Source organism: Actinomadura sp. DC4 (assembly GCF_030406325.1).
Taxonomy (GTDB): domain Bacteria; phylum Actinomycetota; class Actinomycetes; order Streptosporangiales; family Streptosporangiaceae; genus Actinoallomurus.
Genome location: NZ_JAUEQY010000015.1, coordinates 208663 through 228484 on the forward strand (window position 1 = coordinate 208663; position 19822 = coordinate 228484).

Sequence of the window (19822 nt, forward strand, 5' to 3'; positions counted from 1 at the left end):
GCTCGACTACGGCCTCGGCTGGACCCTGCGGGCACCCCCCCACGGGCGTGGGGAGGACGCCGTGATGACGGCGGCGGACAGGACGTGGTACGGCACACCCCCACGGGCGTGGGGAGGACTCTCCGAGCATCAGACTGACGCCCCCATACGGCGGCACACCCCCACGGGCGTGGGGAGGACGTGCCGGCGTCCGCTTTGACCTCGCGGATCTGGGCACACCCCCACGGGCGTGGGGAGGACTCGGAGCTAACGGATTTCTTCCCTGATGGCCCCGGCACACCCCCACGGGCGTGGGGAGGACGCCATCAGCTTTTGAAGACCGACAACGGCCGGCGGCACACCCCCACGGGCGTGGGGAGGACGGCCCGTGCGTCTGGATCCGGACACCGCTCTGCGGCACACCCCCACGGGCGTCGGGAGGACATCGACCGCCACGCGTACGCGGACCGATGCTCCGGCACACCCCCACGGGCGTGGGGAGGACCCCGGCGCGGGTGCGCCCTGCGGCCGCGGTTGCGGCACACCCCCACGGGCGTGGGGAGGACAGGGTGACCGGCATCCGGTTTGTCAGGAGCTGCGGCACACCCCCACGGGCGTGGGGAGGAGGACTACGGCACCCGCACACTCTCCCGGACGACCCGCGGCACACCCCCACGGGCGTGGGGAGGACGAGCAGCGTCACTGGTCCTCGCCTTCCTTCTTCGGCACACCCCCACGGGCGTGGGGAGGACGCGCTGCGTCACCTGGATGAGGTCGCCGCCCACGGCACACCCCCACGGGCGTGGGGAGGGCGTCCCGGTGTAAGCGCGGACCATGTTGCTGCTGGGCACACCCCCACGGGCGTGGGGAGAACGTACGGGTCCAGTTCGATGTCGACCGCCTGAACGGCACACCCCCACGGGCGTGGGGAGGACGCCTTCTGTTCGCGGCCGGCCCGGGAGTAGTGCGGCACACCCCCACGGGCGTGGGGAGGACGCTTGCGGCGCTCGCCGCCGGCGTGTCCGTGGCGGCACACCCCCACGGGCGTGGGGAGGACGGTCAGCGACGCGTTCTGGCGGCTCTACTTCGTGGCACACCCCCACGGGCGTGGGGAGGACTTCCGCTGAAAGTCGCGGTACGCCTCGGTGGCCGGCACACCCCCACGGGCGTGGGGAGGACCGGTTCCCCGGGCGGCAGAACCCCGAACAGCAGGGCACACCCCCACGGGCGTGGGGAGGACACTTCACGACCTGCGGTTTGTTCGGCGGTCCGTAAAACCCCGACAACTTTTTGTCGGGGTTTCTGGGCCGTGTTGCTGACGCGTATCTATCTGTCGGCGTTCACGTGCTGTCCGTAGTCGGCCATCGTTGGCCGAGTGTAGGGGTTTGTCACTGTGGGCTGATTGGATTCCGTCTCACTCGGGGATCTATGGGGGGCGAGTGAGCGACGGCGGGATCGATCTTCGGATCTGGGGAAAGGAAAAGGGGCTGCCACGCCCCTATCCGCTGGCGTGGCATCTGGCCGACACGGCCGCAGTGGCGCGTCTGCTCTGGACGCAGTACCTGACGGTCGGCGCACGCAGGACGATCGCGGCAGCACTGCGTACGAGTGTCGAAGAAGCCGGGGCGCTCATCGTCTTTTGGGCCGCCCTCCACGACATCGGCAAAGCGATCCCCTGCTTCCAGGCACAATGCCCACACCTGTACGAGTCGCTGCGCGCCGACGAGCGCTTCCCAACGCCGATCATGCCGCAGGACATGCGGCATGAGGAGGCTGCCCACCGGGTGTTGATGCGGATGTTCGCGGAGCAAGGCTACGGAGTCGGCAAGTCAGACGCACCCGCATACAGGGTGGCTCAACTGCTTGGTGGGCACCACGGACGGTTCCGTAGCGAGCCCCGCCAGAAGCTGAAAGAACCTCTGGCGCACTTCCCTGGACTGGGTGCCGACGGCTGGCAGAAGCAGCGTTCAGCTCTCTTCGAGGCGATGTACGAGACGACGGGCCGACCCGTCCCGCCGACTCGGGTCAGCGGAGCCGCCGCCGCGATGACTACAGGAATCCTAATCCTGGCCGACTGGCTGGCGAGCCAGGAGTCATTTCTCCTGGAGAGGATCGCGTCCCTCGGCGATACCCACCGCGCCGTCGCCGAGCGGTTCCACGCGACGTACAGAGTGGCTCCCGGCTTGCTCGACGCTGCTGGCCTACGACCCGTTGGGCTACGGGATGCAGGGTTCGCCGAGAGCTTCGGGTTCGAGCCGAACGCACTCCAACACTCATTGCTCGAAGAACTGCCTGAGCACGTGACCGGTCCGGGGATCCTGCTGATTTCCGCGGCGACCGGCGACGGCAAGACCGAAGCGGGTCTGAGCGCGGCGAGGCTTCTCGGCGAAGCGTCGGGAACCCCGGGGCTGTTCTTCGCGCTGCCCACAATGGCGACCGCCGATGAGATGTACGGGCGCGTGATCCGATACGTACGGTGCTTGGTCAAGACGCCGACTCCCGTCGCGTTGCTGCACAGCATGGCGTGGCTGCGTGACGCCTTCGAATCGGAGGATCAACCCGACGGCTCGGAGGTTCTGTCGGCCGACGAGGCGACGATGGTCGCCGCGCCTCAATGGCTGAGTGGAGCCAAGCGTGGCCTGCTGGCTCCGGTCGCCGTCGGGACGATCGACCAAGCGCTGATGGGAGTGCTTCAACTCAAGCACAACGTCCTTCGCCTGCTGGGCCTTTCCGGCAAGGTCTTCGTGGTCGACGAGTGCCACGCCTACGACCCGTACATGCAGGGCCTGTTGCGACGGCTGCTCACCTGGCTGGGCGAACTGCGATGCCCGGTCGTATTGATGTCGGCGACCGTACCGGCCTCGATCGCGCGGAGCCTCGTCGCGGCGTACGTGTCCGGGACGAGCGCCTCTCCGCGACCGGACGCGTACGTGCTCGACTACCCCGGATGGCTGTACGTCTCTGCGGACACCGGGGCTCCAACGCAGGTGTCGGCCTCCGCGCGCGCGAAGATCGCGGCCCACCGTACGGCGACGCTCGCCGTCGACCTGGTGCCCGTACGGCACGGGCCGGAGAGTGTCTCGCCGGACGGACGTCTGACCGCGCTGCGTGCTGTCCTCGAACCGATCGTCTCCGAAGGCGGATGCGCGGCGGTCGTCTGCAACACGGTCGCCGACGCACAGGCGACCTACGCGGCGCTGCGTAGCTGGCTCGATCGACCTGAGGGCATCGTCCCGGTTCTGGATCTGCTGCACTCCCGGTTCACCGCCGCCGACCGGGCGCGTCGTACGAAGGAGATCGTCGGCCGGTACGGCAAGACCGGGACCCGTCCGACGTCGGGAGGAATCACCGTAGCCACGCAGGTCATCGAGCAGTCACTCGACCTCGACTTCGACCTGGTCATCAGCGACCTCGCGCCGTTGGCGCAGCTCCTCCAGCGCGCCGGTCGCGGTCACCGGCATGAACGCGCGGACCGGCCCGCATGGGTGAAGGATCCGCGCTTGGTCGTCCTCGTCCCGGTGAACGCCCACGGTGCTCTGCGTCGCCCGCCGCACTGGGGGACCGTCTACCCGGAGTTCCTCCTCGCCTCGACCCACCGCACGCTGGACGAACGCCGGTCGAAGGCGATCGAGATCCCAGGGGACGTCAGCGAGCTGATGGAACGCGTCTACAACCCGCCGACGGCCCGACCTGGTGAGTCCTTCACCGAAGACAGTGCCCTCGCCGAGCACTGGATCGACTATGAAGGCGAGACCCTCGCCCAACAGGGACTCGCCGAACTGGTCGCCGTCCCGCCGCCTGCCGACGTCCGTGAGTTGAGCGCGCTCAGTCGCGACGACCTCACAGAGACGCAGGCGACGACGCGCATGGGCGCCGACTCCGTACGGGCGCTGGTCGTCCACCGAGATGTCTCGGGTGCTCGGTTCCTCGACCCTGATCACGAAAGCCCGCTACCGGAGTCGGGGAACGGCGTCGATGGCCGGTTCACGAGGGTCGATATCGCTGAGCTGCTCGCGGAGACAATCCCCGTACCGGAGAACTGGGTACGCGATCGAGCCGCCGACAACCAGCCTCCCGAGCGATGGGAGACGAGTCCATGGCTCCGTGAACTCGTCCTGCTCCCACACGACCCCGACGATACGGGTGCCCTTATCGGAGGACGCTACCTCCGCCTTGATGTTGAAGTCGGGCTGATTCGTGAATAAGAAACAATGCGGTCAGAAACGTACAAATCTTCGATTCAAAGCCACCTTTGCTCAAGAAGTCTCAGAAGTGGATCTCTGAATGACATACGGTCGACGCCATGCAAATTTACTCCTGTTCCATCGAGGTCACTGTCCGGGCTTGCATCCGCCTTGGCTCGATCGGCGTCGTTGCTTTGGTGATGGCAGTGATCGTCGTTTGGACTTCCTGAGCGAGGTCAGGCGAGCTTGAGCTCGCCTGACCTCCACCACAGATGTGGGGACAATGTTGATTTGGTGTTGTGGTTGATTGAATGCCACCGGAACACCCCCACTGAATTCATCTAAGATGGGACAGTACCCAATGGGGGACGCTGATGGCGTGGCTATACAGTTTTGATCTTCGCGAGCGGAAGTGGATACCGGTTCGCCGGAACGGCGAGGTGGAGCGCGTGGGATTGCGGGATCTGTTCCTACACGCCCATGAGATAGAGGATCTGGCCGTGCCAATACCGCCGGCGGCGTCCGGGCTATGGCGGATCCTCTACGCCATCGCGGCGAGAACCACGCGCCTAGACTCCCAGACTCCGCGAGTCGACGCGTGGCTGGAACGGCGTGACACGGTCTTCGAGGCTGGAGCGTTCGACGCGTCGGAGGTGGACGCGTACTTCGAGCGCTGGGCCGACAGGTTCGACCTGTTTCACCCCGAATACCCCTTCGGTCAGGATCCTCGTCTGCGGCACGAATGTGCCAAGACAGCAGGGGTCAACAAGCTCGTCTTCTCCCGTCCGGTCGGGCAGAACCCCGTGTGGTTCGGCCACTTCACCGACCTGGATCCGGTCCCGGTACCGACGCACGAGGCAGCCTGGAACCTGATCGCCCAGTTCTACTACGGCGCGGCTGGGCGGTGCGCCAGTCGTACGGTCAACGGCGCCAGCGCGGCGAACAGCAACGCGGGGCCTCTACGCGGTGCGGTCTCCTATCACTTGGCAGGCTGCACGGTTTTCGAGTCGCTCCTGGCGGGCCTGCCCGCCCCGTCAGGTCCGGTCGACGCGGCTAACGACGTGTGCTTCTGGGAGCGAACAGGGTCGACAGACCCGCAAGGCATGCCGCCGAAACCGGGTTGGCCCGGTGGCCTGCTCACGGGACGATCGCGGCACGCGATCCTCCTCGTACCCGGCGCGGACGGAGAGACGGTCAACGATGCCTACCTCACCTGGGCTTGGCGAGGCGAGGCATGGCCGGCCGAGGATCCTTACCTCATCCACCGGTTCAGCAAGGAGGGGACGCTGTTCGTCCCGGCGGCGAACGCCTCGCGTGCCCTGTGGCGTGACCTCGACGCGCTTCTGCGCGACCAGCCGGACTCCCGCCGTCCAGCGATATTCAACGGGCGGAACGACCTTCCTGACGACCTACTCGACGCGCTTCGCATCCGTGCCTACGGATTCGACCAGGATCGTCAGGCCAAGGACCGGCAGTGGTTCACCGCGACCACACCGCCCGTGTTGAAGTACCTGGAAGAACGCGCCCCCATGGAAGCGGCGGCGATGGCCTTGGTTCACAACGCAGCCGAGGAGGTCTCGGTCCGGCTGCGGGTGGCACTTCGCACCGCATGGCGTGACGTCATCAGCCCCGATTCGTCCGGCCCAGGGACGAGGGCACCGGACGGTCCATGGCCGGCACGCGCCGAGGAACTTTACTGGCCGCAAGCGGAAACGGTGTTCTGGCGGCGCTTCCACGAGCTGACGTCGTCGGACGATCCGCAGCGCTTCGCACTCTCTCCCTTGCCGGAGCTGGTATCGCTCGCGATCACTGTCATCGACCAGACCATCGAGGCTCGGGAGCGACCGCGCTTCGCCAAGGCCGCCGCACATGCCCGTGCCATCGTTCGCAGGCTGCTCAATCCCAAGGAGGCCGTGGCATGACGCCAGCCGCTACGAAGGCGTACCGGGGAGTCTCCCGGGTGCAGGCCGACCGGTACGTCGAATGGATCACGGACCTTTGCGTAAGGGACAAGGGCGCCGGATCCGCGCTTCGCCGTGGACTCCGCCGTACGCCCGATCAGGCGGTCACGATGCATCGCTACGTCGCCCGCTGGACCGAGTCCCTCGGCCCGGATGAGTGGGCGCACTACACCGTGGCAGCCCTGATCGCGGCGCAACCACGCAAGATGCGGAAGTCTCCGGCGGTCGACGGGGAGGACGAGATACCGGCGGGAGACACCGGGGAGTCCGCCGAACCTTGGCGCCCGAACCTCGGTGCCACCCTGGCAGGACTGGGCGGGAGCTCGGACCGTGTCGACACGGTCGAGCGGCGCCTCCACCTGCTTGTCCGGCAGGGCGTTCCGGGCATGCAACGTCACCTTCCCGGTGTGATCCGTCTCCTGGCGTCGGCACAGATCGCCCCTGACTGGGGAGTGCTGCTGTGGGACCTGTCGCGCTGGCACACGGACCGCAACCGGGTCGCCCGCCGCTGGCTAAAGGACTACTACCGCGACCGCTTCCGCGAAGAGCCCGCCACCGAACCCCCTGGAGAATGACCATGTACCTCGACGTCCACGTCGTTCAGAGCATTCCTTTCGCGAACCTGAATCGCGATGACCTGGGCTCGCCTAAGACCGTCTTCTACGGCGGCGGCACTCGTACGCGAGTCTCCAGTCAGTGCTGGAAACGCGCCGTACGGCTGGCCATGGAAGAGCGCCTCGGCGATCCGGCGATGCGGACCCGCCGCCTGGCGTCGCTGGTGTCCAAGGCGCTTCGCGACGCGGGCTGGCAGGAGGAATTGGCGGCGTTCGCAGGGGGACAGGTCGTGACGGCGGCCAAGGGTAAGGAGCCCCTCAAGCTGGAAGAGAATGGCGGTACGTCCGTCCTGCTGTATCTGCCGCGGGCCGCCGTCGGCCGCCTTACGTCCCTGTGCGAGGAACACCGCGAGGCGCTGGTCCAAGCCGCGGCGGCGGCTCCGGCCAAGGGCAAGGCCAAGGCCAAGGCAGCCACGTCGGTTCTGCCCACCGAAGCCGTCAACGAGATCGTCACCAGCCGTAACGGGATCATCAACCTGTTCGGGCGGATGCTCGCCGAGCTACCCGGCGGCCGGGTCGACGGCGCGGTGCAGGTCGCACATGCCTTCACCACACACAACTCCGAGCCCGAGGTCGACTTCTTCACCGCCGTCGACGATGTTGCGGAACTGGCGACGGACGCGGGCAGCGGTCACATGAACGCCGCCGAGTTCAGCGCCGGCGTCTTCTACCGCTACGCCAGCATCAACATCGCCGAACTGCACGCCAACCTCGACGGGGACGCGGCTCAGGCACGCGAGCTGGTCGAGGCGTTCTGCTCGGCGCTCATCGAGTCGCTGCCCGGGGCGAAGAAGAACTCCACCGCGCCGTTTACGATCCCCGATCTCGTGTACGTCGCCGTCCGCCGTGACCGGCCCGTCTCGCTTGCGTCGGCGTTCGAGTCTCCCGTGCGGCCCGCTTTGGACGGTGGTTGCTCCGAGCCGTCCCGCCGGGCGCTCGCCGACTACACCGGACAGGTGTACAAGCTGATCGGCACCGACGGCCTGGCGCATCACGCGTATGCCGAGGTCGGCGTGGAGAAGCGCGCCGCGCTCGGCGTACGAGCCGAGTCCTTCCGTGAGCTGGTCGGTGCCTCCGTCGAAGCGGCCTTCGGGGAGGGCAAAGCGTCATGAGCGGCCTGCTGCTGCGGCTCTCCGGGCCTCTGCAGTCGTGGGGTGAGCACAGCACGTTCGACAGGCGTGACACCTTGTCTCATCCCACGCGCTCGGGGCTGATCGGGCTGTTCGCCGCCGCCCAAGGACGCCCGCGAAGCGCCGCACTGGATGACATGCGGGCGCTGGAACTGACCGTACGGGTCGACCGGCGGGGACGGCCGCTGAGCGACTTTCACACCGTGGGCGGCGGCCTGCCGCGCGCCCGAACGGTGCCGACCGCCGAGGGAAAACGCCGCCCAGAGGGCGGGACGACGCTCGTGTCTCGTCGCCACTACCTCGCCGACGCCTGCTTCACCGTCGCCGTGGCCGGCCCAGACGACCTGATCGCCGAGCTCACCTCCGCTGTGCGAGCACCGGTATGGGCGCCCTACCTCGGGCGCCGTTCCTGCCCACCAGATGCGCCGTTCCTGCTGGCGGATGAGGTGGCCGACCCTGCGGGAGAGCTGGAGCGCATCCCGCTGAACCGTATGCCGCCGCGCTCAGAGGACTCGGTCACCGTCGACTTCCTCTACGAGCGACAGCCCGCCGACGCTGAGCAGGCGAAGCGCGGCGAGGTCGCCGACGTCCCGTACAGCTTCGCGCCCGACAACCGTGAATACCGTACGCGGCCGGTCTTCACCGTCTCCCGGATGCTGCCCGCCCTGCTGTGCGCCGGACGCGGCGAGGGTTATGTGAAAGCGCTCGCCACGTACCTGGGAAGGGAGACACGATGAGCGTCTGGCTCACGCGACTGGTCCTGGACACCCGGCACCGCGCCGTACGGGCGGATCTACGCGACGCGGTCAACCTCCACAAACGGGTCATGATGCTCGTCCCTGATGACCTGGGAGCACACGCGCGAGCCCGTACCGGCGTCTTGTTTCGGCTGGAGGAGGGCCGGTCCGGGCTGTCTCTTCTCATCCAGAGCCAGTGTCGGCCTGAGTTGGACCGGCTGCCGGATGGCTACGGGACGGCTGCGGTCAAGGACATCGACCCGTTGCTGACGCGATTGCGTCCGGGCCTGCCCGTTCACTATCGGATCGCCGCGAACGCCTCGAAGAGGCTGGCCAAGGCCGATGGGAACCACAAAGCCAAGCAGGTGGTGGCCTTGTCAGGGTCGGCCGCTGATGAGTGGTGGAGCCGTAAGGCCACCGAGCACGGTTTGGCGCTGTCTTCGCTGCTATCCACACCGATGCCGACCGCCACCGGCAAGGCCGGCCAGGGTCAGCGCGTAAGTCACTCTCTGACCCGCTTCGACGGCCTTGCCGTCATCACCGACGCCGAGCGACTTCGTGCCGCGATCGTCGAGGGGATCGGGCGTGGCAAGTCGTACGGCTGTGGGCTGCTCAGCCTCGCCGTCGCCAGAACATGAGCAGGGACGCGCGGCGCAAACTCGCCGCTCCGACTCTGGCGATGCTGCCACGGGTCGCGGATTCACTGTCGTTTCTCTACCTGGACGTCGTTCGTATCGTCCAGGACGACACCGGTGTCTGTGCCCAGGTCGAGACCGCGCAAGGCATCGATCGCGTCTACATTCCGACCGCCGCGCTCGCCTGCGTGTTACTCGGTCCCGGTACGTCGATCACCCAGCCTGCGATGTCGACGTTGGCCCGGCACGGGACGACCGTCGTCTGCGTGGGCATGGGCGGCGTTCGGTGCTATGCCGGGATCCTGCCTGATTCGCTGACCACAGCGTGGCTGGAGAAGCAGGTACGCGCCTGGGCGGATGAGAGCTCTCGCCTCGATGTCGCGGTCCGTATGTACGAGAAGCGCTTTCAGACGGCGCCGCCGCCGGGGACGACGTTGGCGCAGCTTCGGGGTATGGAAGGGCAGCGGATGAAGGCGCTGTACCGGATGCTCTCCGACAAGTACCGCATCGCTCGGTTCCGGCGTAACTATGACCCGGCCCAGTGGGAGTCTCAGGACCCGGTGAACCTGGCCTTGTCGGCGGCGAACGCCTGCATGTACGGCATCGTTCATGCCGCGGTCCTCGCCCTCGGCTGTTCCCCGGCGCTCGGCTTCATCCACTCGGGCACGCAGCATGCCTTCATCTATGACGTCGCCGACCTCTACAAGGCCCGAATCACCATTCCGCTCGCCTTCTCGCTGAACGACTCGCCACAACCGGAACGGGACGCCAGAGTCCGGCTACGCGAGGAGTTCCGGCTACTCAAGATCCTTCGCGAGGTCGTCAGCGATATTCAGAGCCTGCTCGATCCGGGTGTCGATGTCGGCGACGGGGAATCGTTCGAGGACATCGTCCACCTGTGGGACCCGGTCAGCGGTCCGATGCCCGCTGGCGTTAACTACGGAGACGAAGTCTGGTGAGCCGCCGATGGCGTCGATGACCGTGCTGTCGACAACAGCCGTCCCCGACCACCTGCGTGGCGCACTCAGCCGCTGGCTCATCGAGGTCATGCCGGGGGTGTACGTCGGCACGGTGTCCGCTCGGGTGCGTGACGAACTCTGGAACGCCGTTGTCGGCACCATCGGCGACGGTGCGGCGGTCCTCGTCCACCCTGACAACACCGAACAGGGCTTCTCTCTACGAACCGCTGGCGAACGCCGCCGAAAACCCGTCGATTTCGACGGCCTCACCCTTGTCCGCATGACCGCTGCAGGCGATGGCCCGCCATCAACGCCTGTGTAATCACCGACAAAACACCGACATCCTTCACAACCCCGAAGAGATCACTGCAGGTCGCGAAGTGTCCTCCCCACGCCCGTGGGGGTGAGCCGTCGTACAGGCCGCCGGCCGGATGCTCGGCGGTGTCCTCCCCACGCCCGTGGGGGTGAGCCGCACTTCGCCGGCCACGACCGGATCGTTGTCGTGTCCTCCCCACGCCCGTGGGGGTGAGCCGGCGAGGGCGTCCACGAGGTTGAGCCCGCGCCCGTCCTCCCCACGCCCGTGGGGGTGAGCCGCCAAGAGCCGGAGGAACGTCGCGGCCGGCCTGGTCCTCCCCACGCCCGTGGGGGTGAGCCGGATGCTTCCCCATGCCTCACGTCCCCACGTCCGTCCTCCCCACGCCCGTGGGGGTGAGCCGCCGTTCCACCGGGGGTCGATGACGCGGGCGCCGTCCTCCCCACGCCCGTGGGGGTGAGCCGCCCGTGAACGTATCCTTGGCCTTGATCAGCCAGTCCTCCCCACGCCCGTGGGGGTGAGCCGGTCTGGACGATCCCCGCGACCGGAGAGAAGGAGTCCTCCCCACGCCCGTGGGGGTGAGCCGCGCCGCAAGAAGTGCTCCGCTGAGGTGGAACTGTCCTCCTCACGCCCCGGGGGTGAGCCGAAGGCCCAGGGCTGCGGCCGAGGACCTCCGTCGGGGGTGCTCTCCACGTCCTCCCCACGTCGTGTCGTAACGAGGCTGAGCTGGCTAAGGCTGCTCATCGGCTCCTCTCCACACCTGTTCGAAGCTGGCCATGTATGTGTCGGCCATATCGCCAGGCGTGGTGTGACGGACATGGATGACCGGAGCGTGGGAGGCCGTAGCTCCGTAGGCGTGCATGTTGACTAATAGATCGTCGTCGGCTCGGTAGATCGATGCATAGAGCGTCGTTGAGTGAAGCCGAATCTCTGCGGTATCGATCTTGGCGAGAGATCCATAGAGCGTCAACGAGTTACGGATCTTCGCCGCGATTGCGTCGGCGACTCCTTCATCGGATCCCCGTTCAATGACATGGCGGCTGTCGGGTTCGCCGAGCAGGATTCGTACGCGGACGCCTGTGCGGGCCTTGTCTGCAAGAATTCGGAGGATTCCGTCATCTTCTGCGAGGAATAAGGCCGCATAGGCCAAGATGCCGATCTCCCGTTCGGCTGAGCCGAAGAGCTGCACCCACACCTTGCGCGGCACGGCCCATCGATGGGCGTAAGCGGCTTGAATTTGTACAGCTTCTTGTGTCGGTTGTGTCTGCCGCTGTGCAAGGCACGGCCAAAGCTCGTACTCATCGACGTCGAGGAGGTCGGCGAGCGAACCTCGGTGACGTGGGTAAGGGACGCGGCCGGCAATCCAACGTTCCACGGTCAGACGTCTACTCCAAGATGGGCCGCTACCGAACTTCCGTCGAATGCCGAGGATTCGAGCGCTTCGCGCAACCTTTCGTTCACCGATTCCCTCCCATGGGCGTCCGGCGGACGCCCCCGTCTCTACGTCCCAATCGAGGTTAGGTAACGCGATAGGGACGTCTTAGGACGCACTTGAGTCGTCTACGGACGTCTACGAGGGGATTCAAGAAATCCTGAGACGTCCCCGGGTGTCGGTGGAGACGTCAGGTGCTGAGCGGAAGGCTCTTTCGCACGTGACGGCCGCTTGCCTCACGTGCGAGAGGTCGCCGAGTAGCGAGGCGGACGAAGTGAGTCAACCCCCACGATTGAACTGCATGCTGATGGCCGCCTTGCCGTCGTCGGTAGCTCAAGCCCGGATGTACACGCGCTGGGTGCTGGATGCGTGGCAGATGTCTGAGCTGGCGGACACCGTCGAGCTGCTCGTCAGCGAGTTGGTAACGAACGCCGTGAAGGCCACCGGACCCAAGAAGAAGCCGGCGCATGAACGCTTCGTGTTCGACACGGTGAATCCGGTCTACCTGGGCCTATCAGTATCGGCCGACACGCTGCTGATCGAGGTCAGGGACGCGAGCGTCACTCCGCCACTGCGCCGCGTCGCGGCAGAGAACGACGAGACCGGTCGCGGTCTGATGCTCGTGCAGACCCTGTCGAAGGAATGGGGCTGCGAAGTACTCGAAGGTGGCGGAAAGATCGTTTGGTGCAAGTGCTTGATAGGAGAGGAATTTTGACCGGCGCTGAGCAGTGCCCCAAGTCTCTCAGCTTGGAGACGATAGAAAAATCTGTCGAGGACGATATAAATCGTGCCTCGAATGAAGACCTCTTAAGACCGCGTGAGGTGGCAGAGCTGTTCGGGGTCAGAGTATCGACCGTTACTCGATGGGCGGAGATCGGAAGACTGAGGGTGGCCGTATCGACTCCCGGCGGCCACCGACGATACCGACGCGCGGACGTGCTCTCGCTCCGCGACGGCCTTAAGAAGGAAGTCGATGCCGTTCGGGAAGAAATGGAGAGCGACGCTGTACGTCTCTATCAGCAAGGTTAGAATATTCGGCAGGTCGCGGAGAAGTTTGATTGCAGCTATGGCGTCATGAGAAGGATTCTCATGGAGCGGACCGCTCTCAGAAGTCGAGGTGGTTATGAGGCGCCGCCCGAGAGAACACAGCTGGTCACCCAGTTCCTGCGCGAGCACATTGAATCCGGTAAGTGGAGGCCGTACAACCGTATTCCGTCGCAGGACGAACTCGCTAACAAGCTCCGTGTCCCCACTCGCGTTGTCGCGCACGCGACAGCAGCCCTACAGCAGCAGGGCTACCTATGGTCGCTGCCGCACAAGGGCAGCTACGCGCGGCCGGCCAAGGACTGGCAACGGGAGACCGAGTGAGCGCCGTCGAAGATCGGCTGCAACGGTCGCTCGCGGAGTTCTACGCCATGCTGGACTCGATGCACTTCACCGGCGCATCGCAAGTCGTTGAGGTTCAACAGCTCAAAATCTTGATCGGTAGGTACCCGGATCACGCGCGGTACTACCTGGCCGCTCGGGATCGAGCTGTCGAAACTGATACGACGGTCGAGCAGCAGGGAAATCAACGCGACGGCACGGCTCGACGGCAGGGGGTAGACGGTGAGCACGCGACGGACAGCGTCGGGCGTCTACGCCCGGACCGCGGACGTCTTCCGGGCGCGCATCGCCGATGGTGAGCTTGAGCCGGTGCCATGATGCCGTCGGGGTCCACGCTGCGTCAGGCGTTCGCTGCCATCAGGGCCACTGTGCGCCGCGTGCTCGCCGTGCTGGGGAGCGAGGAACTGGTCAAGATGCCTCCCTGTAGGGGACGCGTCGTACGCGGAGACGCACCGACTCCGCACGTGTATCGGTAGATCACCGTGATCCCAGGCGCAGGTCGAGAGTGGAGAGCTTCGGCCTGGTGACGTCCTGCCGAGTGAGGCGACGCTTGTCGAACGGGACGGCGCCGGGCGTTCGCGGACCTCGACAGAACCCGGCCTCATCGACACCTGGCACGTCTGGGGACGTCTTGTACAGAGACGTCCCCAGACGCCACCGACGTGTCCGTGGACGTCCGACAGTTCGCGTCTAGCGTCAGGGCCATGGGACAAGCCGACTGGGCGCGCGAGATCGCCCGTACGCTGCTGGAAGCACCGCTGCCACGTCGCTGGGCGCACGTCCAGGGAGTCGCCCGCCAAGCGCGGTCGCTGGCCCCGATCCTCGGTGATGACGCCGACGTCCTTGAAAGCGCCGCGTGGCTCCACGACATCGGCTATACACCTGACCTGGCCGTAACCGGCTTCCACCCTCTCGACGGCGCCCGCTATCTACGCGACTGCGAGCGTGCGGATCCCGTCCTGTGCGGTCTGGTGGCGTACCACTCGTGCGCGATCAACGAAGCGCGGGATCGCGGGCTCGCCGACGTGTTGGCCGAGGAGTTCATCCCCGCCAACGGCTTCTTGTCCGACGCACTCACCTACTGCGACATGACGACGACACCAGACGGGCAACCCGTCGCCGTCGAGAATCGCCTTAACGAGATACAGACCCGGTACGGGGCAGGACACCTCGTTACCCGTTTCATTCAGCAGTCGTCGACACACCTCATCGGAGCAGTACGGGCAATCGAGCGCGTACAGGTGGGAACTGCGTAATCTGGGTGGCCCGGCGCGTGAGAAACCCCGACAAGAAACTGTCGCTAATCAAGTTGCCTCTCTATCGCCGCAGGTCGCGAAGTGTCCTCCCCACGCCCGTGGGGGTGTTCCCAGCGAGGACTGACGTGGCTGAGTCCCGAGAAAGTCCTCCCCACGCCCGTGGGGGTGTTCCGACGACAGGGACGACGCTCCTGGCCGACGCATGGTCCTCCCCACGCCCGTGGGGGTGTTCCCTTCCGCCCCGAGCTTGACGAGCGCGCCGATGCGTCCTCCCCACGCCCGTGGGGGTGTTCCTCCCTAGCCCGGCTCGGCGGCCACCACACCGACGTCCTCCCCACGCCCGTGGGGGTGTTCCGGGGCCCGTCAACGCGGGCACCTACGGTGGCGAGTCCTCCCCACGCCCGTGGGGGTGTTCCTCGCTGGTCAGTGCCCGGTTGTAGTCGCAGCCGGTCCTCCCCACGCCCGTGGGGGTGTTCCGATCCGGGTCGGGCTGTTCAGCGGCGCATGGCGGTCCTCCCCACGCCCGTGGGGGTGTTCCGGTGATGTCGGGGATGTCGAGGGCGGCGAGGTCGTCCTCCCCACGCCCGTGGGGGTGTTCCGGGCCAGTTCGTGATGAAGGGCGTCTCGTACCCGTCCTCCCCACGCCCGTAGGGTGTTCTAGATCGGGCGCGTATTTTGAAGCCCGCATCGCGTCCTCCCACGCCCGTGGGGGTGTTCCGGCGTCCATCGTGCCGAGCATCGCGCCGGCGCGGTCCTCCCCACGCCCGTGGGGGTGTTTCGCCAGGCACCCCGGCGGATTCGCGCGTCGCCATGTCTTCCCACGCCGGTGGGGGTGGTTCCGTGCTGGTGCGGAGAGAGTCCCTATCGGAGGATGATCGAGGCTCTTAGGATGGGAGCTACGTGATCTCGGGCGTGTTGTCCGGCGACAGGTAGCGCTCTATCCGTTTCCGCATCGCTTGATCCATCTGGTAGCCGTCGACCTGTGCGGCTGGCACCCAGCGGGCTTCGCTTGATTCGCTGCTGGGTGTTGGTCGGCCGCTGATCGGGCGGCCGGTGAGGACGATGGAGAACTCCTGGCGTACCTCGTCGTTGCTCGTGTAGTGGATCAGGTGGCGCGGGTCGGTGTAGATGCCGACCAGACCGGTGATCTCGCAGGTGATGCCGGTCTCTTCTTGCGTTTCGCGGATGGCGGCTTGAGACGCTGATTCGCCGAGGTCGATCGCTCCGCCCGGCAGCGCCCAGTTGTTGTTGTCCGTACGGCGGATCAGCAGGATGTCGCCCTCGTCGTTCACTACCACGACGTTGACCGACGGGACCATGCTGTTGGGCTTGGGGGCGTTCGGGTCGTCGTGGTAGTCGATCCTGCCTGGCATAGGTCTCAGCCTCCCGTGAGCGGCTTGGCGCCGTCCCAGACGCGTTCGAAGCTGTCGCGGTACAGCGCGACCATGTCTCCGCCGGCCACGCCGCGTAGGTGGAAGACCGGGGCGTTGGAAGCCGCGTTGCCATAGACGTGGGTGTTGACGAGTAGCTCGTCGTCGGCGCGGTAGATGGAGTTGTACAAGATCGTGTCGTGGAGCCGGAACTCCACGCCGTCGATCTGGCGAAGCGGCCGGTACAGGGCGATGGCATTCCGTGCCTTGGCGCCGATGGCGTCGCCGATACCTTCCTCCTCGCCGCGCTGGGCGACCGCGGAGCCGTCAGGCTCGCCGAGCAGTACGCGGACGCGTACGCCGGCTCTTGCCTTCTCCTCCAGCAGGCGCTGGATTCCGGTGTCCTCGGCGAGGAACAAGGCGACGTAGACGAGGATGCCGATCTCTTCCTCGGCCTGTGAGAAGAGACGTCCCCACGTGTCCCTGGGCATGGCCCAGCGGTGTGGGTAGATGTTGACGATCTCGCTCTCGGAGGCTGTGGCGACCTGCTGGCGGGAGATCGCGTCCGGCCACAGGTAGGTCTCTTCAACGCCGAGGTGCGTTGCCGCAGCGTAGCGGTGACGTCGGTACGGCGTTCGGCCCTGGGTGATCCAGCGCTCGATCGTCTTCTCGTCGACGCCGATCGCTTCGGCGAAGGCGGCCAGGGTCAGGCCGCGTTCCAGCATTGCCGCTCTTAGGCGCTCGTTTGTCATCTACCCGACCGGATCGCAGGACGTCTTAGGACTACTTGACCTTAGTAAGACGTCATCAACACGTCCAGCCAGGCTGGTGCTCGTCTCGGCCTAAAAGCGCATCTTTGTGGGCGTAAGAGAAACCCCCGATTCGCTTCGAGCCCCAACTCTCGGCCAATAAGCCACACCGCGCGAGCTGGAATTCACGCGCGATTTTCTTCCGTACATGTACAGACATGTATAGAAGAAGGCCGGGACATGGGGCTCCGAGAGGAGTGCCGATGAACCTCTATTACAGCCCACTCGACCCGTTGCCCTGGCGCTGCCCCTGCGGGGCGCACGCCGAGAAGAAGTACGGCCTCTGCCGTAAGTGCAACTCCCGCGACGCGTGGCAGCGGCATGTCGCCCGTCCTCGTCGCGTTCGTCGTACGTTCCGCCGGCTGTTCCAGGCGGTGAGCAAGTGATGACCATCGCATTCGTCGCTCTCGGCCTTGCCGCGCTCGTCGTCGTTCTCATCCTGCTCGTCCTCATCGGCGCTCACCGTGAAGCGCCGTGGACCGCCCTCGACGCGGAACCTCCGACGCGGCTCGCCGGCTTCGCTCGCGCCGTCCTGGGGGTCCACGTCCAGAAAAACGGCGAGACCACGCGAACCGCTCCGCTCGTGAACGGGCGGAGGTGATCTAACTGAAGAGGATCCCGGACGGCTTTTACGTACGCCGCTGCATGTGCGGCTCTCTCATCGAATGGGGCAACCGGCGCTGCCGCAAATGCCGCTCTCGCGCTCGCTGGCAGCGCCGTAAGTCCCGCAACGACGACCTCTGAAAGGAGGTGATCCATCAATGACGGTCTCGATACCGCTCGTGGCGCTTCTCGGCGCAGGCGCCTACGTCGCGTGGCGGTTCATGGGCTTGCGCGTCTGGCACGCGGTCCTGTGCCTGCTGTTCGGGTTCTTCCTCGCCGCGACCGACGCCGCACCCCAGATCCGCCAGCTCGTCGCCGGAGTCGTGCAGTGGCTCACCGGCGCCTGACCACCCGTACCCGACCGAAGGAGGGGATGCCCAGTGCCCAACAGCGCACCGAACATCAGGCTTGATCTGCAGGAGGTCACCACCCGAAACGACGCCGCGCGACGGATCATCGCCGGATTCTCCAACACGCTCCCGACCCTCGCCGGCTACTGGCACATCATCGACACCGCACTCACCGACATCGAAGAGCTGACCGCCGCCCTCGCCCGTACCCGCCTCGACTACGCCGACCTGCTCGCCGCCGCACAAGCGACCCTCGGCGCACACCACGACGGCGAAGACGACCCGCTGTCCTACCTACGCGACGAACTCCACGCCCAAGCGCAGAGGCGGGCCGGACGATGAAGGCCCGTCAGATGCGACGCCAAGCCCGCAAGATGAGCCGCAACGGCGTACAGCCCATGATGCTCATCACCTCAGGCGACCAGCTACCCGACATGATCGGCGTACTGATCGGCCGCTGGCTGTGGCGCTACCGCTCCGAACTCGCACCTGCCTACGCCGCCGGGCTCACCGCGCTCACCGGCTGGCTCCTCCACGCCACCCACCCCGGATGGTGGCCCGGCATTCTCGCGACAACGATGATCGCCGCGTTCGCGCTCCTACGCCTCGGTCACCGCCTGGGCCTGACCCGGACCAGCGAACGGCTGTACGCCGCTGCGGTCCTCACCGCGGAGGGCGCCTGGACAGCCGCAGCGACAGCGGAGGGATGGGGACAACGACCGCTGCCGCAACTCCTGCTCGTCGGCGGGGCACTGCTGTCGATCCCCTGGTGGGCACACCGTCGCAGACGCGCACGCGTCCGGGTAGAACGCACCCTCGCCGGCTGGCCACAGACCGCCGAGTCCATCGGCCTGACCGGTTCGCGTGTGATGTCCGCCGTGGTCGACGCCTGGGGCTGGACCGCTCGCATCGCGCTCCGCCGAGGCCACACCGTGGCCGACGCCCTCGGCAAGCTCGCCGCGATCGAATCCGCCCTCGGCACCAGACCCGGAGCCGTACGGATCGAACCCGACCGGGACCGCGCGGACCACTTCCTCATGCGCGTCCTGCACACCGACCCACACTCACGCCCCGTGCCATGGCGCGCACCCGATACGACCTCGATCACTCAGCCCATCCCGCTGGGCGTCTTCGAGGACGCAAGCCCGGCTACCGTCCTCCTACTCCGCCGCAACGCGCTCGTCGGAGGCGTCGTCGGCTCCGGCAAGTCCGGCGTCCTCAACGTCATCCTCGCCGCACTCGCCGCATGCGAGGACGTCGTGATGTGGGGCATCGACCTCAAAGGCGGCATGGAACTCCGCCCCTGGGCACCCTCCCTCGGCCGCCTGGCCACCACCCCCGAACAAGCGGTCGGTGTACTCAGAGAAGCCGTCACCGAACTGGACCGGCGAGCCGCCGAGTCCAGCCAGGTCGGCGCACGCGTCTGGGAACCGACCAGGAGCAAGCCGGCGCTGGTGATCGTGATCGACGAGTACGCCGAACTCCCCGAAGCCGCCACCACCTACACCGATTCCATCGCCCGCAGAGGACGCGCCGTCGCCGTCAACATCGTGGCCGCCACCCAACGCCCCACACAGAAAGCCATGGGCCACGGCGCCGCGCGCTCCCAGATGGACGTACGCATCTCGCTACGCGTACGGGAACGCCGCGACGTCGATCTCATCCTCGGTCAGGGCATGTACAACGCCGGCTGGCACGCTCACACCCTCGACGCTCCCGGCAAGTTCCTCATTTCCGCACCCGAACACCCCACACCGAAACGCGCCCGCGCCTACCTCATCCGCGACGACGATGTGAACGCGACGGCCCACCGGCATGCCGCGCAACGACCCGTACTGAACGCTCCCCATCCGGCACCTGAACCCACACAACCGGCGACGACCGAAGACCGACTTTGGCAGGAGCTGCGGAATGCGCCCGAAGCCGGACTCGCCGTCTCCAAGCTGGTCAAGATCACCGGAATGAGCCGTCCCACGCTCTATCGGCGACTTTCGGACTACGCCGAAACCGGCCGCGTGGTCCAGGTCGGCCGCGGGCGCTACCGCGCCGCCACCCCTCAGACCGGTGACGAACCGTAACCGTCTCAAGGTCTCACGCTCACGCG

The 19822-nt window shown here is 66.5% G+C and carries 21 protein-coding genes and 3 CRISPR repeat arrays (1 of these 24 cut by a window edge); of the genes, 18 read left to right on the top strand and 3 right to left on the bottom strand.

The window, feature by feature from the left end; all coding sequences use genetic code 11:
* Positions 1-1219: a CRISPR direct-repeat array (repeat unit 28 nt; unit sequence GGCACACCCCCACGGGCGTGGGGAGGAC); it begins 1069 nt to the left of the window's first position.
* Positions 1220-1418: 199 nt separating this feature from the next.
* The 8 genes from cas3 (at position 1419) to cas2e (ending at position 10521) form a co-directional block, all read left to right on the top strand.
* The gene (cas3, locus tag QWU11_RS24855) at positions 1419-4184 is read left to right on the top strand and encodes a CRISPR-associated helicase Cas3' (protein ID WP_290116804.1); all 2766 of its coding nucleotides are present in this window, start codon (positions 1419-1421) and stop codon (positions 4182-4184) included.
* A 353-nt stretch (positions 4185-4537) separates the two neighbouring features.
* On the top strand, positions 4538-6085 hold the full coding sequence (gene casA / locus QWU11_RS24860) for a type I-E CRISPR-associated protein Cse1/CasA (RefSeq protein WP_290116805.1): 1548 nt from the start codon (positions 4538-4540) through the stop codon (positions 6083-6085).
* Positions 6082-6699, top strand: coding sequence for a type I-E CRISPR-associated protein Cse2/CasB (gene casB / locus QWU11_RS24865; RefSeq protein WP_290116806.1), 618 nt, complete (start codon positions 6082-6084; stop codon positions 6697-6699). Before casA ends, casB begins: the two co-directional genes overlap by 4 nt.
* Before the next feature lie 2 nt (positions 6700-6701).
* On the top strand, positions 6702-7850 hold the full coding sequence (gene cas7e / locus QWU11_RS24870; RefSeq protein ID WP_290116807.1) for a type I-E CRISPR-associated protein Cas7/Cse4/CasC: 1149 nt from the start codon (positions 6702-6704) through the stop codon (positions 7848-7850).
* Entirely contained in the window at positions 7847-8605 is a 759-nt protein-coding gene (cas5e, locus tag QWU11_RS24875; RefSeq protein WP_290116808.1) for a type I-E CRISPR-associated protein Cas5/CasD, read from the top strand. The genes cas7e and cas5e overlap by 4 nt, the downstream gene beginning before the upstream one ends.
* A complete protein-coding gene (gene cas6e, locus QWU11_RS24880; RefSeq protein WP_290116809.1) occupies positions 8602-9243 on the top strand; it encodes a type I-E CRISPR-associated protein Cas6/Cse3/CasE in 642 nt (213 codons plus the stop codon). Before cas5e ends, cas6e begins: the two co-directional genes overlap by 4 nt.
* Complete coding sequence (gene cas1e, locus QWU11_RS24885; protein WP_290116810.1) at positions 9240-10199, top strand: type I-E CRISPR-associated endonuclease Cas1e; 960 nt, start codon at positions 9240-9242, stop codon at positions 10197-10199. The genes cas6e and cas1e overlap by 4 nt, the downstream gene beginning before the upstream one ends.
* A 7-nt stretch (positions 10200-10206) precedes the next feature.
* Complete coding sequence (gene cas2e, locus QWU11_RS24890; protein ID WP_290116811.1) at positions 10207-10521, top strand: type I-E CRISPR-associated endoribonuclease Cas2e; 315 nt, start codon at positions 10207-10209, stop codon at positions 10519-10521.
* Between the two features lie 60 nt (positions 10522-10581).
* Positions 10582-11159: a CRISPR direct-repeat array (repeat unit 29 nt; unit sequence GTCCTCCCCACGCCCGTGGGGGTGAGCCG).
* 83 nt (positions 11160-11242) lie between these two features.
* Here cas2e and QWU11_RS24895 read toward each other — a convergent pair.
* Positions 11243-11887: an XRE family transcriptional regulator gene (locus QWU11_RS24895; protein ID WP_354670895.1), complete on the bottom strand. Its 645-nt coding sequence runs from the start codon at positions 11885-11887 to the stop codon at positions 11243-11245.
* Positions 11888-12245: 358 nt separating this feature from the next.
* Between QWU11_RS24895 and QWU11_RS24900 the strand changes: the two genes are divergently transcribed.
* From QWU11_RS24900 to QWU11_RS24920, 5 genes are all read left to right on the top strand, one after another.
* Positions 12246-12659, top strand: coding sequence for an ATP-binding protein (locus tag QWU11_RS24900; protein WP_290116812.1), 414 nt, complete (start codon positions 12246-12248; stop codon positions 12657-12659).
* Positions 12587-12973, top strand: a complete 387-nt coding sequence (locus tag QWU11_RS47425) for a helix-turn-helix domain-containing protein (protein WP_354670896.1) — start codon at positions 12587-12589, stop codon at positions 12971-12973. The genes QWU11_RS24900 and QWU11_RS47425 overlap by 73 nt, the downstream gene beginning before the upstream one ends.
* Before the next feature lie 60 nt (positions 12974-13033).
* The gene (locus tag QWU11_RS24910; RefSeq protein ID WP_290116813.1) at positions 13034-13312 is read left to right on the top strand and encodes a GntR family transcriptional regulator; all 279 of its coding nucleotides are present in this window, start codon (positions 13034-13036) and stop codon (positions 13310-13312) included.
* Positions 13309-13629 (top strand): hypothetical protein, encoded by a 321-nt coding sequence (locus QWU11_RS24915; protein WP_290116814.1) that lies wholly within the window; start codon positions 13309-13311, stop codon positions 13627-13629. Before QWU11_RS24910 ends, QWU11_RS24915 begins: the two co-directional genes overlap by 4 nt.
* 405 nt (positions 13630-14034) lie before the next feature.
* The gene (locus tag QWU11_RS24920; protein ID WP_290116815.1) at positions 14035-14586 is read left to right on the top strand and encodes an HD domain-containing protein; all 552 of its coding nucleotides are present in this window, start codon (positions 14035-14037) and stop codon (positions 14584-14586) included.
* Positions 14587-14669: 83 nt separating this feature from the next.
* Positions 14670-15426: direct repeats of the CRISPR family, unit length 28 nt; unit sequence GTCCTCCCCACGCCCGTGGGGGTGTTCC.
* Between the two features lie 56 nt (positions 15427-15482).
* Here the strand turns inward: QWU11_RS24920 and QWU11_RS24925 are convergent.
* On the bottom strand, positions 15483-15959 hold the full coding sequence (locus tag QWU11_RS24925) for an NUDIX domain-containing protein (RefSeq protein WP_290116816.1): 477 nt from the start codon (positions 15957-15959) through the stop codon (positions 15483-15485).
* Between the two features lie 5 nt (positions 15960-15964).
* The gene (locus QWU11_RS24930; RefSeq protein WP_290116817.1) at positions 15965-16708 is read right to left on the bottom strand and encodes an XRE family transcriptional regulator; all 744 of its coding nucleotides are present in this window, start codon (positions 16706-16708) and stop codon (positions 15965-15967) included.
* Positions 16709-16968: 260 nt separating this feature from the next.
* Here QWU11_RS24930 and QWU11_RS24935 point away from each other — a divergent pair, with 260 nt between their 5' ends.
* From QWU11_RS24935 to QWU11_RS24955, 5 genes are all read left to right on the top strand, one after another.
* Positions 16969-17151 carry a hypothetical protein gene (locus tag QWU11_RS24935; RefSeq protein WP_290116818.1) on the top strand — a complete coding sequence of 61 codons (183 nt, stop codon included), beginning with the start codon at positions 16969-16971 and terminating at the stop codon, positions 17149-17151.
* Entirely contained in the window at positions 17151-17366 is a 216-nt protein-coding gene (locus tag QWU11_RS24940) for a hypothetical protein (protein ID WP_290116819.1), read from the top strand. The genes QWU11_RS24935 and QWU11_RS24940 overlap by 1 nt, the downstream gene beginning before the upstream one ends.
* A 160-nt stretch (positions 17367-17526) precedes the next feature.
* Complete coding sequence (locus QWU11_RS24945) at positions 17527-17715, top strand: hypothetical protein (protein ID WP_290116820.1); 189 nt, start codon at positions 17527-17529, stop codon at positions 17713-17715.
* Between the two features lie 33 nt (positions 17716-17748).
* A complete protein-coding gene (locus QWU11_RS24950; protein WP_290116821.1) occupies positions 17749-18060 on the top strand; it encodes a hypothetical protein in 312 nt (103 codons plus the stop codon).
* An 11-nt stretch (positions 18061-18071) separates the two neighbouring features.
* The gene (locus QWU11_RS24955) at positions 18072-19796 is read left to right on the top strand and encodes an FtsK/SpoIIIE domain-containing protein (protein ID WP_290116822.1); all 1725 of its coding nucleotides are present in this window, start codon (positions 18072-18074) and stop codon (positions 19794-19796) included.
* Positions 19797-19822 lie beyond the last annotated feature (26 nt).

Excerpts from the sequence above, each read along its gene's own strand:
- casA (WP_290116805.1), top strand. The coding sequence starts at position 4,538 with ATGGCGTGGCTATACAGTTTTGATCTTCGCGAGCGGAAGTGGATACCG.
- casB (WP_290116806.1), top strand. The coding sequence starts at position 6,082 with ATGACGCCAGCCGCTACGAAGGCGTACCGGGGAGTCTCCCGGGTGCAG.
- cas7e (WP_290116807.1), top strand. The coding sequence starts at position 6,702 with ATGTACCTCGACGTCCACGTCGTTCAGAGCATTCCTTTCGCGAACCTG.
- cas5e (WP_290116808.1), top strand. The coding sequence starts at position 7,847 with ATGAGCGGCCTGCTGCTGCGGCTCTCCGGGCCTCTGCAGTCGTGGGGT.
- cas6e (WP_290116809.1), top strand. The coding sequence starts at position 8,602 with ATGAGCGTCTGGCTCACGCGACTGGTCCTGGACACCCGGCACCGCGCC.
- cas1e (WP_290116810.1), top strand. The coding sequence starts at position 9,240 with ATGAGCAGGGACGCGCGGCGCAAACTCGCCGCTCCGACTCTGGCGATG.
- cas2e (WP_290116811.1), top strand. The coding sequence starts at position 10,207 with ATGGCGTCGATGACCGTGCTGTCGACAACAGCCGTCCCCGACCACCTG.
- QWU11_RS24900 (WP_290116812.1), top strand. The coding sequence starts at position 12,246 with ATGCTGATGGCCGCCTTGCCGTCGTCGGTAGCTCAAGCCCGGATGTAC.
- QWU11_RS47425 (WP_354670896.1), top strand. The coding sequence starts at position 12,587 with ATGGGGCTGCGAAGTACTCGAAGGTGGCGGAAAGATCGTTTGGTGCAA.
- QWU11_RS24910 (WP_290116813.1), top strand. The coding sequence starts at position 13,034 with ATGGAGCGGACCGCTCTCAGAAGTCGAGGTGGTTATGAGGCGCCGCCC.
- QWU11_RS24920 (WP_290116815.1), top strand. The coding sequence starts at position 14,035 with ATGGGACAAGCCGACTGGGCGCGCGAGATCGCCCGTACGCTGCTGGAA.
- QWU11_RS24925 (WP_290116816.1), bottom strand. The coding sequence starts at position 15,959 with ATGCCAGGCAGGATCGACTACCACGACGACCCGAACGCCCCCAAGCCC.
- QWU11_RS24930 (WP_290116817.1), bottom strand. The coding sequence starts at position 16,708 with ATGACAAACGAGCGCCTAAGAGCGGCAATGCTGGAACGCGGCCTGACC.
- QWU11_RS24935 (WP_290116818.1), top strand. The coding sequence starts at position 16,969 with ATGAACCTCTATTACAGCCCACTCGACCCGTTGCCCTGGCGCTGCCCC.
- QWU11_RS24940 (WP_290116819.1), top strand. The coding sequence starts at position 17,151 with ATGACCATCGCATTCGTCGCTCTCGGCCTTGCCGCGCTCGTCGTCGTT.
- QWU11_RS24945 (WP_290116820.1), top strand. The coding sequence starts at position 17,527 with ATGACGGTCTCGATACCGCTCGTGGCGCTTCTCGGCGCAGGCGCCTAC.
- QWU11_RS24955 (WP_290116822.1), top strand. The coding sequence starts at position 18,072 with ATGCGACGCCAAGCCCGCAAGATGAGCCGCAACGGCGTACAGCCCATG.